This window comes from Kitasatospora sp. NPDC004799 (assembly GCF_040609095.1).
Lineage (GTDB): Bacteria > Actinomycetota > Actinomycetes > Streptomycetales > Streptomycetaceae > Kitasatospora.
Genome location: NZ_JBEXJK010000217.1, coordinates 1 through 14075, shown reverse-complemented (window position 1 = coordinate 14075; position 14075 = coordinate 1). Strand labels below are relative to the sequence as shown.

Here is a 14075-nt window from a genome sequence, read left to right as displayed (position 1 = left end):
ACGTACTTCGGCTCGGGCATCTGCTCGTAGAGCCGCTTCACGGCCGGCGCCATCTTGTCGGTGTACGGCCCGTACGGCCCGTCAGGCCCGGTCGCAGGCCTGCGCCCGCAGCGCGCGGGCCAGGTCGTCCCGGCGCTCCAGCACCAGGCGGCGCAGCGCCGGCGCGGCCTGCGGGGACCCCGCCAGCCAGGCGTCGGCCTCGGCCAGGGTCTGCTCGTCGGTCTGGGCGATCGGGAAGAAGCCGCCGACGATCCGCATCGCGATCTCGATCGTCCGCTCGGCCCAGACCCGCTCCAGCAGCTTGAAGTACGGCGCCGCGTAGAGGGCGGTCAGGTCGCGCTGGGCGGGGATCGAGAAGCCGGCCGTGTTGGCCTCGACCAGGGCGCTCGGCAGCTCGTCCGAGTCGATCACGGCCGACCAGGCGGCGGCCTTGGCCTCCGCGGTGGGCCGGGCGGCCAGGCACTGGGTGTGGTGCCGCTTGCCGCTCGCGGTGTTGTCCGCGGCCAGCTCGGCGGCCAGCTCCTCGTCGGCGGCCTGGCCGCTCGCGGCCAGCGCCAGCCACAGCGACCAGCGCAGGTCCTGGTCGACCTCCAGGCCGTCGATCCGGGCGCTGCCGGCCAGCAGGCCGCGGACCAGGCCGAGGTGCTCGGCGCCGCCCGCGGTCTGGGCCAGGAAGCGGGCCCAGGCCAGCTGGTGGTCGCTGCCGGGGACGGCCTCGCGCAGCTCGCGCAGGGCGCCGTCGGCGAGCAGCCGGCCGCCCTCGCCGCGCCAGGCCGGGTCGGCGTACAGGTCGACGGCGGTCTTGGCCTGGGCGTGCAGCGACTGGAGCACGCCGATGTTGCCCTCCCGGCCGGCGAACCGCAGCACCAGGGCGACGTAGTCGCGGGCCGGCATCAGGCCGTCCCGGGTGAGGTTCCAGACCGCGGACCAGGTCAGCGCCCGCGCCAGCTCGTCGCGGATGTCGCCGAGGCCGGTGCGCAGGGTCTCCAGCGACTCCTCGTCGAAGCGGACCTTGCAGTAGGTCAGGTCGTCGTCGTTGAGCAGCACCAGCGCCGGGCGGGGCAGGCCGGCGGCCTCGGTGACGACGGTCCGGGCGCCGGTGACGTCCAGCTCGATCCGCCCGGTGCGCACCAGGGCGCCGTCGGCGTCCCGGTCGTACAGGCCGACCGCGATCCGGTGCGGGCGCAGAACGTCGCCGTCCTGGAGCACGGCCAGCTCGGTGATCCGGCCCTCGGAGTCGGTGGTGACCTGCGGGGTGAGCGCGTTGACGCCGGAGGTCTGGAGCCAGGCGGCGGCCCAGGCCCTGAGGTCGCGGCCGCTGGTCTCCTCCAGCACCTCCAGCAGGTCGCCCAGCTCGGTGTTGCCGAAGGCGTGGCGCTTGAAGTAGCGGCGGGCGCCCTCGAAGAAGGCCTCCGAACCGACGTACGCCACCAGCTGCTTGAGCACCGAGGCGCCCTTGGCGTAGGTGATGCCGTCGAAGTTGAGCTTGGCGTCCTCCAGGTCCCGGATGTCCGCGGTGATCGGGTGGGTCGTGGGGAACTGGTCCTGCCGGTAGGCCCAGGCCTTGCGCTGGTTGGCGAAGGTGACCCAGGCCGAGGAGTAGCGGGTGCGGGCGCCGATCAGCCCGTAGGAGCCCATGAAGTCGGCGAAGGACTCCTTCAGCCACAGGTCGTCCCACCAGCGCATGGTGACCAGGTCGCCGAACCACATGTGCGCCATCTCGTGCAGGATGACGTTCGCGCGGGCCTCGTACGCGGCGTCGGTGACCTTCGAGCGGAAGACGAACTCCTCCTTGAAGGTCACGCAGCCGGGGTTCTCCATCGCGCCGATGTTGTACTCGGGGACGAAGGCCTGGTCGTACTTGCCGAAGGGGTACGGGTAGTCGAACTCCTCGTGGAAGAAGTCGAGTCCGAGCTTGGTGACGCCGAGGATCTCGTCCGCGTCGAAGTACGGGGCCAGCGACTTGCGGCACATCGCGGAGAGCGGGATCTCCAGCGCGGTGCCGTCGGCCAGCTCGCGGCGGTAGTGGTCGCGGGCGACGTGGTACGGGCCGGCCACGACGGCGGTGAGGTAGGTGGAGATCGGCTCGGTCGGCGCGAACTCCCAGGTGCGGGCGCCGTCCTCGGCGGTCACGGTCCCGTGCGGGGCGTTGGACCACACGTCCCAGGCGGCCGGGGCGGTCACGGTGAAGGTGAACGGGGCCTTCAGGTCGGGCTGCTCGAAGTTCGCGAACACCCGGCGGGCGTCGGCCGGCTCGTAGTGGGTGTAGAGGTACGTCTCGCCGTCCACCGGGTCGACGAAGCGGTGCAGGCCCTCGCCGGTGCGGCTGTAGGCGCAGTCCGCCTCGACGGTCAGCACGTTCTCGGCGGCCAGGCCGTCGACGTGCACCCGGGCGCCGTCGTAGGCGGTGGCCGGGTCGAGGGCGCGGCCGTTCAGGGTGACCGAGCGGACGGCGGGGGCGAGCAGGTCGAGGAAGGTGTCCGCACCGGGCCGGGAGCAGCGGAAGGTGACGGTGGTGGTGGAGCGGAAGGTGTCGGCCGCCCGGTCCGGGGCCGAGGTCACGTCCAGCCGGACCCGGTAGCCGTCCACGGCCAGGATGCTGGCCCGCTGCTGCGCCTCGTCGCGGCTGAGGTTCTTGCCCGGCACGGCGGTACTCCTTTGTCCGGCTCGCACGGTGGTGCGCCTGTGGGTGGTGCGGTCTCGGCGCGGGGGTGTGCTCCGCGCGCGGGGCCATCCTTTCACGCTCCGCGCCGTCAGTACCATTGCACAGACCGCCGCGTCCGCGCCGGAATCAGCGGCGCCGGGCGGGTGTTGGCGTTCCCGGGGGAACTTCCCCCTGCCTCGGACCACCTGACGAAGGACACCCGCAGTGACGACTGCCACTGAGCGCAAGACCGCCGACTTCTGGTTCGACCCGGCCTGCCCGTGGGCGTGGATGACCTCCCGCTGGCTGATCGAGGTCCAGCAGCTGCGTCCGATCGACGTGCACTGGCACGTGATGAGCCTGTCGGTGCTCAACGAGCACCGGGACCTCCCGGACAGCTACCGGGAGATGCTCGACAACGCCTGGGGCGCGGTGCGGGTCTGCATCGCCGCCGCCGAGCAGCACGGACCGGAGGTGCTCGGCCGGCTCTACACCGAGCTGGGCACGCGCTTCCACAACCAGGGCCTGCCGCAGAACCGGGAGACCGTCACGGCCGCCCTGGTGGCCGCGGGCCTGCCGGCCGAGCTGGCCGACGCGGCCGACACGGACGCGTACGACGAGGCCCTGCGCACCTCGCACGAGGAGGGCATCACCCTGGTCGGCGAGGACGTCGGCACCCCGGTGATCGCGGTCGAGGGCGTGGACGGCGAGCGGGTGGCCTTCTTCGGCCCGGTGGTCACCCCCGCCCCGAAGGGCGAGGCCGCGGCCCGGCTGTGGGACGGCACCCTGCTGGTGGCCTCCACCCCGGGCTTCTACGAGATCAAGCGCACCCGGACGGCGGGCCCGTCCTTCGACTAGTCCCGACGGCCTCGGAAACGCGGCAGGGCCCGGTACCACTCGGTACCGGGCCCTCGCCGTGCGCGGGGACGGAAGGTCAGCGCAGGGCGGCGTCCCGGCGCTGCTTGAGCAGCCCGGCGACGGTGAGCGCCGCGACCAGCACGCCGGCCGCGTACAGCTGCTCGCGGTTGCCCTCGGTGGTGGTCATCAGGGCGAGGATGCCGGCCACCGCGGCCATCGCGACCCAGGTCAGGTACGGGAAGCCCCACATCTTCACGGTGAGCAGCTCGGGCGCCTCGCGCTCCAGCCGGCGGCGCATCCGCAGCTGGACCACGCAGATGAACAGCCAGACCACCAGGATCGCCACGCCGGTGGTGTTCATCAGCCAGGTGAACACGGTGTCCGGCCAGAACTTGGCGGCCAGCACGGCGCCGAAGCCGAACAGACAGGAGGCCAGCACCGCTCTGCGCGGCACCCCGTCGCTGACCTTGGCCAGCCCCTTGGGGCCCTGGCCGCGGCCGACCAGGGAGTACACCATCCGGGAGGCGCCGTAGATGTTGGCGTTCATCGCGGACAGCAGGGCGACCAGCACCACCACCTGCATGATCGTTCCGGCGGCGGGCACCCCGAGGTGGCTCAGCACGGTGACGTACGGGCCGTCGGCGACGACCGCCGGGTCCTTCCAGGAGACCAGCGTGACCACCAGGGCCATCGAGCCGATGTAGAAGATCGCGATCCGCCACACCGCGGTGCGCACGGCGTTGGCGACGTTCCGCTTGGGGTCCTCGGACTCGGCGGCGGCGATGGTCACGGTCTCCAGACCGCCGTACGCGAAGACCGAGGCCAGCAGGCCGACGATCAGCCCGTCGACGCCGTTGGGCAGGAAGCCGCCCTGGCCGGTGAGGTTGGCGGTGCCGGGGGAGCCGGGGCCGATCACGCCGGCGATGCCGAGCCCGCCGAGGACCAGGAAGGTGATGATCGCGGCGACCTTGATCGCGGCGAACCAGAACTCGAACTCGCCGAAGTTCTTCACCGCGGTGAGGTTGCTGGCGCAGAAGAAGACCATGAACAGGCCGACCCAGACCCAGGCCGAGACGCCGGGTATCCAGCCGTTGACGATCTTCCCGGCGGCGGTGGCCTCGGCGGCGACACCGCAGCAGAGCATCACCCAGTACATCCAGCCGGCCGTGATCCCGGCCCAGGGGCCGATCTCCTTCTCGGCGTGCACCGAGAACGATCCGGAGGCGGGGCGGGCGGCGGACATCTCGCCGAGCATCCGCATGATCAGCATGACCAGGAGGCCGGAGAGCACGAACGCCAGGATGATCGCCGGGCCGGCGGCCGCGATGCCGGCGCCGGAGCCGACGAAGAGGCCGGCGCCGATCACGCCGCCGAGGGCGATCATGGACAGGTGGCGCTGCTTCAGCCCGTGGGAGAGCTGCTGGCCGCCGGATGCCGGATCGGCCGGCTGGGTGCCGTCGGGGGTCCCGGTCGCCGGAGGGGCGGATGTGGGGGCCATAGGGGTGGTTCCAGACTGTGCGGTATGCGACATGAGCTGTCCAATATCCGGCGGCGCCCTTGTCCATGCCAAGAATGTTCGATTCGGGCCCACGATGCGGACCGTGCCGAAACCTAAAGTGATCATGCTGTGACCAGGAGTTGTTCCGGGTCGGTTCCGACAATGCCCGCGGCCAGGGGTTTGTCCGAAACCGTGCCGTTCGCGCAGTGGATCACCGCGTAGGTTCACAGGTGTTCACTCACCTGGACTCTCACGGAGGAGCCCCGATGGCCACTGCCACCACTTCGATACCGCGTCGCGCCGTCCTCGCCGACCTGCTGCCCGCCGCCTCCACCCGACTCGGCACCCAGCTCCGCGACCTGGCCCTGGTGGCCGGCGGCGCCGCGCTGACCGGCGTGGCCGCCCAGCTGTCGGTGAACGTCCCCGGCTCGCCGGTGCCCGTCACCGGCCAGACCTTCGCGGCCCTGCTGGTCGGCACCGCGCTCGGCGCCCGCCGCGGCGCCGCCTCGCTCGCGCTGTACCTGCTGGCCGGCATGGCGGGCCTGCCCTGGTTCGCCGGCGGCACCTCGGGCTGGGCGACGGCTTCCTTCGGCTACGTGCTCGGCTTCGTCGTCGCCGCCGCCCTGACCGGCGCGCTGGCCCGCCGCGGCGCCGACCGCACCCCGGTCCACACCGCCGTCACCATGGTCCTCGGCAGCCTCGCCATCTACGCGGTCGGCGTCCCGTACCTGGCCCTGTCGCTGCACGTGTCGCTCGCCCGCGCCGCCGAGCTCGGCCTCTACCCGTACCTGGTCGGCGACGCCCTCAAGGCTGCCTTCGCCGCCGGCGCCCTGCCGCTGGCCTGGAAGCTGCTCGGCCGGCGCTGACCCCCGGCCCACCCCGGTGGCGCCCCCGTTGTCGGGCCCGGGCGCACGCGCATGCCACACTCATGGCATGCGCGTGTACCTGGGCTCCGACCATGCCGGATACGAACTGAAGAACCACCTCGTGGAGTGGCTCAAGGGGGCCGGCCACGAGCCGGTCGACTGCGGGCCGCACATCTACGACGCCGAGGACGACTACCCGCCGTTCTGCCTGCGCGCCGCCGAGCGCACCGCCGCCGACGAGGACGCCCTCGGCATCGTGATCGGCGGCTCGGGCAACGGCGAGGCGATCGCCGCCAACAAGGTCAAGGGCGTCCGGGCCGCGCTGGCCTGGAGCGCGCAGACCGCCGAGCTCGGCCGTCAGCACAACAACGCCAACGTGATCTCCATCGGCGGCCGCATGCACTCGCTGGAGGAGGCCACCAAGTTCGTCGAGGTCTTCCTCAACACCCCGTACAGCGGCGAGGCCCGGCACACCCGCCGGATCGAGATGCTGAGCGAGTACGAGACCACCGGCGAGCTCCCGCCGATCCCGGCCCACCACCCGCAGGGCTGATCCCGCCACCCACCCGTCCGACGGTCGGCCGCACGCTCCGTGCGACCGGCCGTCCGCCGTCTCCGGGACGCCCCCGGCCACCGCGTGGCGCGCCCGGAGCCGCCCCGCGCCGCCTGTGGGATCGGCCACAGGCCCCGGCTCCCGGACACCCCCGCACGCGGGGCGCACGCGCCACCCGCGCGGTTCGTACGCCCAACCCGCGCACGCCTCCTGACGGCACGCCCGCACCCCTCCCGATCGGCCGAAACCCGCTGGACGCCCCGCGCTCCGGCGCCCGTACCCGCCCCCGGCCCGTCGACGCCGGGCGGTGCCCGTGGATAGGGTCGGACCCCATGGCTGGCAGAGCGCCGGGCACACCGCCCCAGACGACTGCGACGAGGCCCGGCGCCGCCCCGGCGACCGAGCCCGTGACGGCCCGGTTGCGCAAGAGGCTCCGCCGGGTCCGCCGAAGGCTGCGCACGGCCGGTGTGGACTACTTCCGCGGCGGCGCCGCCGACTGGCCGGTGCTCTGCGCGCTCGCCCTGCTCGTCCCGCTGCTGATCCTGCTCAACATCTGGATCCCCGGCTGGGCCCCGCCCACCTCCCTGGTCCTGCCGATCCTGGCCGGCGCCCTGCTGCTGCGCCCCGGCAGCCTGGTGGTGCTCTACGCGCTGGCCGCGCTCGGCCTCTCCTCCGAGTCCGTGATCCACACCGGCCAGCGGGTCGCCAGCGACAACCCCGAGGCCTACCTCTACGGGGTGACCCCGGGCGCCGCCCTGGTGGTCGGCGCCGCCGGGGTGGGCGGGCTGCTGCTCGCCCAGTTCCGGGCCCGGGTCGGCGTGCCCTGGTGGGGCGGCTCCACGATGCTGTTCGACCTGCGCGAGCGGCTGCGGGTGCAGAGCCGGGTGCCCGAACTGCCGGACGGCTGGCACGCGGACATGGCGCTGCGCCCGGCCGGCGGCCAGTCCTTCTCCGGGGACTTCGTGGTCGCCGCCCGCACCGGCCCCGGCCAGCGGCTGCTGGAGGTGGTCCTCGCGGACGTCTCCGGCAAGGGCATGGACGCCGGCTCCCGCGCGCTGCTGCTCTCCGGCGCCTTCGGCGGCCTGGTCGGCTCGCTGCCCGCGCACGACTTCCTGCCCGCCGCCAACGGCTACCTGCTGCGCCAGTCCTGGGAGGAGGGCTTCGCCACCGCCGTCCACCTGGTGCTGGACCTGGACACCGGCGAGTACGAGCTGCTCTCGGCCGGGCACCTGCCGGGCATGCAGCGGCTGGCCGGGGAGGGGCGCTGGGAGGTCAAGCAGGCCGAGGGCCCGCTGCTCGGGATCTACGACGGCGCCAAGTTCGAGGGCGTGCGGGGCCGGCTGAACCGGGGCGACGTGCTGATGCTGTGCACCGACGGCATGGTCGAGGCGCCGGGCCGGGACCTCGGGGAGGGCATGGACCGGCTGATGGGGGAGGCGGACCGGCTGGTGCCCGGCGGCGGACCCGGCACGGGCTCGGGCGCCGCGGCCGCGCTGATCGAGACGGTCGCCCGGGACATCAACGACGACCGCGCCGTGCTGCTGCTCTGGCGCGACTGACGCCCGGCTCCGAGGCCCGCCCCTGACGCCCGCCTCCGAGGCCTCCTGGCACATGCCGTGGGCAGCCGCCGCTGTCAAGCCTGGCAGCTGATCTTCAGCCAAATCGGACGCCCCGTCGGCTGACCGGACCAGTGGCTTCCGTTACCCGCCTGCGGCCGTTTTCCGGCCGCTCAGCACGGCCCCGGCGACGATTCGTCAGGACCGCTCCGCTATCGTCCCGGTCGGCGGAAACTCGTCTCGCATCGCAGGATATCGGCGTTGGACTGACAGTCAGACCTTTACGCAATCGGCACGGTCGACCACACTGAGTCCGGGCGGGACTGTTCAGGATTCGGGGGATGGGGGGCGTCGCGTGCGGCACGACAGGCAGCGGTCGACCGTGGGCTCCCTCACCGGCGGTGTGCCGGACGGTCCGCGATTCCGCCTCGGGACCGTCGGACAGGCCGGGGTCCGGCTTTCGCAGGTGCCGCCGGGCGGTGGCACCACGCTATGAAAACGAGGAAGTGAGTCCGGGTGGCACTCTCCGTCTCCGCTCTGGTCCTGTTCGCGATCCTGTGCATCATCTTCATCCGCAACAAGGCGATGAAGATCCCGCACGCGATCGTCGCCGCCCTGTTCGGCTTCATGCTGCACGAGACCACCGTCGCGGGCTCGATCAACTCCCTGCTGGCCAACCTCGCGCACAGCATCTCCAGCATCACCGGCGGCTGACGGACGCTCAGCGTCCGGCCCGTCTGGCCTCCCGCCAGCGGGCGAACAGTCCCCGGGGGCGGGCCGCCGCCGGGGCCGGGACACGCATCGGCGCGGGTGCCGCGGCACCCGCCGGCGCGGCCTGCCCCGGTGCCGTCGGCTCGGCCGTCAACAGGACGAACAGCCGTGCCCAGCACAGCCGTTCACCCCGCGGCCAGTCCAGCGCGCGGAGCGCCGACGACGCCGCCTCCGACACCTCGCCGCCCACCCGGACCTCGGCGACGTCGTCCCCCGCCTTCCCGCCCAGGAAGAGCTTGACGCCCACCGGGCCCGGCCCGGTCAACTCCGCGCGCAGCGCGGGCGCCAGGGCCGGCAGCACCCGGTGCTCGGCCAGCCAGCCCGCCAGGTGCTCGTTGCCGAAGCCGAACACCGCGGCCGGCCCCTGCGCCGCGTGCCAGCCCGGGAGTTCGGGCAGCCGCGGGCGGTCGGCGCGGGTCCCGTGGCCCTGCGCCGCCTCGACCAGCACCGGGGCGGTGGTGGTCGCCCACATCTTCACCGCGTTGGCGAGCTTCTCCTCCTCGGTCTGCCCGAGGCCCGCCGCGCAGTCCCACACCACCGGGGCGTCCGCCCGGCCCAGGTGCAGCACGAAGCCGAGGTCCACGTGCCCGGCGCCGTCGTCCCCGGGGTGCTCGCGGACCGCCACCGCCGTGGTGCCGGGGCCGCGGACCACCTCGCCGTCCGGGCGGAACACCTGGCCCAGTCGCGCCATCTCCCGGACGACACAGCGCTGAATGACGGCCAGTCGCTCCTGCGGATGCACCGGGACTCCTCCACCTCGGGAGCGCGGCGGCTGAGCTCGCGCTCGAACTGCGCTCGAACGCCGCCGAGGCTATCGGCCCGACAGCCCGCCGGGAAACCGTCACGACCCCGGAGCCCTCCGGTCGCGGAAAAGTCCCGAATGCCCCATTTTGGGCAGCGGAACCTGAAGGCCGTCCGCCCGGAGGACCCGCATGCCCCGCACCGCCGCCACGCCCCCGCCCGTCCTCCCCGCCGCCGGGCCACCGCCGCTCGGCCCGGCCGGCTCCGGCCTGGTCGCCGAGATCGAGGCCTACCTCGCCTCGCTGCCCGCCCCCGCGCGCACCCCGGTGCCGTACGTCTGCCCGTACGGGAGCGCTCTGCGGCCCTGGCAGGCCGGCCACCCCGAGCCCCGGGCCACCCTGCTCGACCGGGCGCTCGGCCGGCCCGCCCGCCCCGTCCCGGTCAGCGCGGCCGACCACCTCAGGCTCGCCTCCCGCTACATCGGGGCGCACGGCTGGCTGCAGGGTGCGATGTGGGACGCGGCCGGCCGGGTCTGCCTGCTCGGCGCCCAGGCCGCCGTCCTGGCGCACGGCTACGGCACCCCGGCCACCGTGCGCACCGCCCGGGCCCAGCTGATGGAGGTGCTGCACGCCACCGGCCGCCCGGCGCGCTCCCCGGACGAGTACAACGACCGCCCGACCACCCGGGAGGGCGACGTCCACCAGCTGCTGGACCGGGCCGCCGCCCGGGCCGCCCGGCTCGGGCTCTGAGCGCCCGGATCCGCGGGCGCCGGTGCCCGGGAACGCCGACGGCCCCGGTGCGCTGGGCGCACCGGGGCCGGGCTTCGGAGCGGGCGACGAGAATCGAACTCGCGTGACTAGTTTGGAAGACTAGGGCTCTACCATTGAGCTACGCCCGCACGACCCTCCGGGCCGTCACCGGCCGGAAGTTCGGGGGACAGCCTACCTGGTCCGGCCGCCCGAGTGCACACCCCGTCGCGCGCCGGACGGCGCACACCCCTCTTCCGCGCCCGCGCGGAATAAGACGGCGAGCCGTGCAGGCCCGGCGTGTACGCTTCCTCTCGGCACCACGGGGTGTGGCGCAGTTTGGTAGCGCGTCCGCTTTGGGAGCGGAAGGCCGTCGGTTCGAATCCGGTCACCCCGACAGTGCGGCAGGGTCTCGCCCACCGGGGCGGGGCCCTGTTCTGTGTCGGAGCTCCGCGGCGGCGGTACGGTGGCGTCTGGCGTCCGCCTTTCGTGGTACCGGTAGGATGGGGCGCTGGCGGTAGTCCCTGTGGCGTCCACCCAGGTCAACCGCACGAGGGCGAGGAGTCAAGCTCACCGTCCACCCCACGGGAGATGCAGCTCCAACCGCCCATCGCCCGTCTCGTCCGACCCTCCTTCCGGCTCCGGCCGGGTGACGGGGACGGGCGGAGACAACCTGACCGCAAGCCCATAGGAGACCAAACCGTGAAGAGCGCCGTCGAGACTCTGAACCCGACCCGGGTTCGACTCACCGTCGAGGTGCCCTTCGAGGAGCTCAAGCCCAGCCTCGACGCGGCGTACAAGAAGATCAACCAGCAGGTCTCGGTCCCGGGCTTCCGCAAGGGCAAGATCCCGAACCGGGTCATCGACCAGCGCTTCGGCCGTGGTGCCGTGCTGGAGGAGGCCGTCAACGACGCCCTGCCGCGCTTCTACACGCAGGCCGTCGACGAGGGCAAGATCGAGGTCCTCGGCCAGCCCGACATCACCAACATCGAGGGTGTCGAGAAGATCGCCGATGGCGGTGACCTGAAGTTCACCGCCGAGGTGGACGTCCGCCCCGAGATCACCCTCCCGGAGTTCTCCTCCATCGAGGTGACCGTCGACCCGATCGCCGTCTCCGACGAGGACGTCGAGAAGTCGCTGGAGCAGCTGCGCGAGCGCTTCGCCTCGCTCAAGGACGTCGAGCGCGCCGCTGCCGCCGGTGACACCGTGGTCGTGGACCTGGTCGCCAAGGTCGACGGCGAGGTGCCGGAGGACGGCACCGCCACCGGCGTCAGCTACGAGATCGGCTCGGGCCGTCTGATCGACGGCATCGACGAGGCCGTCACCGGCCTGTCGGCCGGCGAGGAGAAGACCTTCGAGACCGAGCTCAAGGGTGGCACCCAGGCGGGCAAGACCTCCGAGGTCACCGTCACCGTCACCGCCGTCCAGGAGAAGGAGCTGCCCGAGCTGGACGACGAGTTCGCCCAGCTGGCCAGCGAGTTCGACACCCTGGAGGAGCTGCGCGGCGACTCCCGCAAGCGCCTGGAGCGCATGAAGGAGTACGACCAGGCCACCCAGGCCCAGGAGAAGGTCCTGGACGCGCTGCTCGAGCTGGTTGAGATCGAGTACCCCGAGAAGCTCCTCAAGGACGAGGTCGAGACCCGCAAGCACAACGTCGAGCACCACCAGCTGGAGCCGATGGGTCTGAACCTCGACACCTACCTGGAGACCCAGGGCAAGACCCGCGAGGAGTGGGACGCGGAGATCGAGGAGCAGGCGAAGAAGGGCATCAAGACCCAGTTCGTCCTGGACCAGATCGTCGCCGACGAGGAGCTGGGTGTTAACCAGGAGGAGCTGACCGAGCACCTCATCCGCCGCGCCGCCGGCTCCGGCCTCACCCCGGACCAGTTCGCCCAGCAGGTCGTCCAGGGCGGCCAGGTTCCGCTGCTGGTCGGCGAGGTCGCCCGCGGCAAGGCGCTGGCCACCGTGGTCGAGGCCGCCAAGGTCGTCGACACCGAGGGCAACGAGGTCAACTTCGACGACGAGGACGAGACGGGCGAGACCGTCGAGGCCGCCGCCGAGGAGACCGCCGCCGAGGAGAAGACCGAGGCCTGAGCGCCCCGGTAGCCCCTTCAGGCCGCAGCGGGCCCGGACGCCGTACGGTGTCCGGGCCCGCTGTCGTCCCGCCCGCGGCCGCCACGACCCTGCGCTCACAGCGAACAGTTCTGCGTGAGGGATTCTGCGGCCCGGCCTGCGCGTTAGGGTCCTTGGACAGCAACAATCACGACGTGATACCCGGAAGCTGTGCGACCCGGTGACGGCCGCGGAGCGACCGTCCAAATCGACTGAGCAGGTGGCTAAGTGACGTTCCCGCAGATGCAGATGCCTGGCCCGATGGCGCCGCACGCCGCCGCTGGTGACGTGCTCGGCGGCCTTGGCGACCAGGTCTACAACCGGCTGCTCAACGAGCGGATCATCTTCCTCGGCCAGGCGGTCGACGACGACATCGCCAACAAGATCACCGCGCAGCTGCTGCTGCTGGCCGCGGACCCGGACAAGGACATCTTCCTCTACATCAACTCCCCGGGCGGCTCGATCTCGGCCGGCATGGCGATCTACGACACCATGCAGTACATCAAGAACGACGTCGTCACCATCGCGATGGGCATGGCGGCCTCGATGGGCCAGTTCCTGCTCACCGCGGGCGCCCCGGGCAAGCGCTTCTCGCTGCCGAACTCCACCATCCTGATGCACCAGCCCTCCGCGGGCCTCGGCGGCTCCGCCACCGACATCCGGATCCAGGCCGAGCAGCTGCTCCGCACCAAGAAGCGGATGTCCGAGCTGATCGCCCACCACAGCGGCCAGTCCTTCGACCAGATCACCGCCGACTCCGACCGCGACCGCTGGTTCACCCCGGAGGAGGCCCTGGAGTACGGCCTCATCGACGCGATCATGCACAGCGCCGCGGACGTCCCCGGCGGCGGCGGCACGGGCGCTGCCTGAGCCTCGGCCCGGCCCGCGACACCACAGCCCCAACGCCCCGGAGGACAAGGACCCCCATGAACATCCCCAGCCTGTCGGCCGCCAAGGCCCGCGTCGAGGACATGCGTGCCGAGGGCCGCTACATCGTCCCGCGCTTCGTCGAGCGCACCACGCAGGGCATCCGCGAGTACGACCCGTACGCCAAGCTGTTCGAGGAGCGCATCATCTTCCTCGGCTCGCAGGTCGACGACGTCTCGGCGAACGACATCATGGCGCAGCTGCTGTGCCTGGAGTCGATGGACCCGGACCGCGAGATCCAGATGTACATCAACTCGCCCGGCGGCTCGTTCACGGCCCTGACGGCCATCTACGACACCATGCAGTACGTGAAGCCGGACATCACCACGGTCTGCATGGGCCAGGCGGCCTCCGCCGCAGCCGTGCTGCTCGCCGCCGGCACCCCCGGCAAGCGGATGGCGCTGCCGAACGCCCGGATCCTGATCCACCAGCCGTACACCGAGACCGGCCGCGGCCAGGTGTCCGACCTGGAGATCCAGGCCAAGGAGATCTTCCGGATGCGCGAGCAGCTGGAGGAGATGCTCTCCAAGCACTCCAACAAGACGCCGGAGCAGGTGCGCGACGACATCGAGCGCGACAAGATCCTGACCGCCGAGGAGGCCGTCGAGTACGGCCTGGTCGACCAGATCATCACCACCCGCAAGACCTCGCTGACCTCCTGAGGTCGGCTCCCTCCGGCCGTGACCGGGCGGAGGGCCCGTCGGGGGGGGGGGGGGGGCCGGGGGGGCGCCGCCCCCCCCCCCCCCCCGGGGGCCGCGGGCGGGGCCGCGTCGGGGTTGATAGGTGACCCGCGGGGCGGGGCC

12 protein-coding genes and 2 tRNA genes are annotated in these 14075 nt (G+C 72.5%); 10 read left to right on the top strand and 4 right to left on the bottom strand.

What is annotated here, in order from left to right:
* Window positions 1–81: 81 nt before the first annotated feature.
* Entirely contained in the window at window positions 82–2646 is a 2565-nt protein-coding gene (pepN, locus tag ABZW03_RS24900; RefSeq protein WP_355262293.1) for an aminopeptidase N, read from the bottom strand.
* Window positions 2647–2869: 223 nt separating this feature from the next.
* Here pepN and ABZW03_RS24895 point away from each other — a divergent pair, with 223 nt between their 5' ends.
* Window positions 2870–3502: a DsbA family protein gene (locus ABZW03_RS24895; RefSeq protein ID WP_355262291.1), complete on the top strand. Its 633-nt coding sequence runs from the start codon at window positions 2870–2872 to the stop codon at window positions 3500–3502.
* A gap of 76 nt (window positions 3503–3578) precedes the next feature.
* Here the strand turns inward: ABZW03_RS24895 and ABZW03_RS24890 are convergent, their stop codons facing one another.
* Complete coding sequence (locus tag ABZW03_RS24890) at window positions 3579–4886, bottom strand: amino acid permease (RefSeq protein ID WP_355262299.1); 1308 nt, start codon at window positions 4884–4886, stop codon at window positions 3579–3581.
* A gap of 380 nt (window positions 4887–5266) precedes the next feature.
* Here ABZW03_RS24890 and ABZW03_RS24885 point away from each other — a divergent pair, with 380 nt between their 5' ends.
* The 4 genes from ABZW03_RS24885 to ABZW03_RS24870 all read left to right on the top strand — a co-directional run bounded on the left by ABZW03_RS24885 (window position 5267) and on the right by ABZW03_RS24870 (window position 8689).
* Window positions 5267–5866, top strand: a complete 600-nt coding sequence (locus ABZW03_RS24885) for a biotin transporter BioY (protein WP_355262288.1) — start codon at window positions 5267–5269, stop codon at window positions 5864–5866.
* Between the two features lie 67 nt (window positions 5867–5933).
* Window positions 5934–6419 carry a ribose-5-phosphate isomerase gene (locus ABZW03_RS24880; protein WP_355262286.1) on the top strand — a complete coding sequence of 162 codons (486 nt, stop codon included), beginning with the start codon at window positions 5934–5936 and terminating at the stop codon, window positions 6417–6419.
* Window positions 6420–6838: 419 nt separating this feature from the next.
* Window positions 6839–7978, top strand: a complete 1140-nt coding sequence (locus ABZW03_RS24875) for a PP2C family protein-serine/threonine phosphatase (RefSeq protein WP_355262283.1) — start codon at window positions 6839–6841, stop codon at window positions 7976–7978.
* A 513-nt stretch (window positions 7979–8491) separates the two neighbouring features.
* Complete coding sequence (locus tag ABZW03_RS24870) at window positions 8492–8689, top strand: hypothetical protein (protein ID WP_355262281.1); 198 nt, start codon at window positions 8492–8494, stop codon at window positions 8687–8689.
* Window positions 8690–8696: 7 nt separating this feature from the next.
* On the opposite strand, the gene ABZW03_RS24865 is transcribed toward ABZW03_RS24870, so the two are convergent.
* Window positions 8697–9488 carry a DUF6348 family protein gene (locus ABZW03_RS24865; RefSeq protein ID WP_355262278.1) on the bottom strand — a complete coding sequence of 264 codons (792 nt, stop codon included), beginning with the start codon at window positions 9486–9488 and terminating at the stop codon, window positions 8697–8699.
* A 190-nt stretch (window positions 9489–9678) separates the two neighbouring features.
* Here ABZW03_RS24865 and ABZW03_RS24860 point away from each other — a divergent pair, with 190 nt between their 5' ends.
* A complete protein-coding gene (locus ABZW03_RS24860; protein WP_355262276.1) occupies window positions 9679–10236 on the top strand; it encodes a hypothetical protein in 558 nt (185 codons plus the stop codon).
* Window positions 10237–10314: 78 nt separating this feature from the next.
* Here the strand turns inward: ABZW03_RS24860 and ABZW03_RS24855 are convergent.
* Window positions 10315–10385, bottom strand: a tRNA-Gly gene (locus tag ABZW03_RS24855).
* A 171-nt stretch (window positions 10386–10556) separates the two neighbouring features.
* On the opposite strand from ABZW03_RS24855, the gene ABZW03_RS24850 reads away from it, so the two are divergent.
* The 4 genes from ABZW03_RS24850 to ABZW03_RS24835 all read left to right on the top strand — a co-directional run bounded on the left by ABZW03_RS24850 (window position 10557) and on the right by ABZW03_RS24835 (window position 13934).
* A tRNA-Pro gene (locus ABZW03_RS24850) sits at window positions 10557–10630 on the top strand.
* Between the two features lie 305 nt (window positions 10631–10935).
* The gene (tig, locus tag ABZW03_RS24845; RefSeq protein WP_355262274.1) at window positions 10936–12327 is read left to right on the top strand and encodes a trigger factor; all 1392 of its coding nucleotides are present in this window, start codon (window positions 10936–10938) and stop codon (window positions 12325–12327) included.
* A 279-nt stretch (window positions 12328–12606) separates the two neighbouring features.
* On the top strand, window positions 12607–13215 hold the full coding sequence (locus tag ABZW03_RS24840) for an ATP-dependent Clp protease proteolytic subunit (RefSeq protein WP_355262296.1): 609 nt from the start codon (window positions 12607–12609) through the stop codon (window positions 13213–13215).
* 56 nt (window positions 13216–13271) lie between these two features.
* On the top strand, window positions 13272–13934 hold the full coding sequence (locus tag ABZW03_RS24835) for an ATP-dependent Clp protease proteolytic subunit (RefSeq protein WP_355262271.1): 663 nt from the start codon (window positions 13272–13274) through the stop codon (window positions 13932–13934).
* The last annotated feature ends 141 nt before the right edge of the window (window positions 13935–14075 follow it).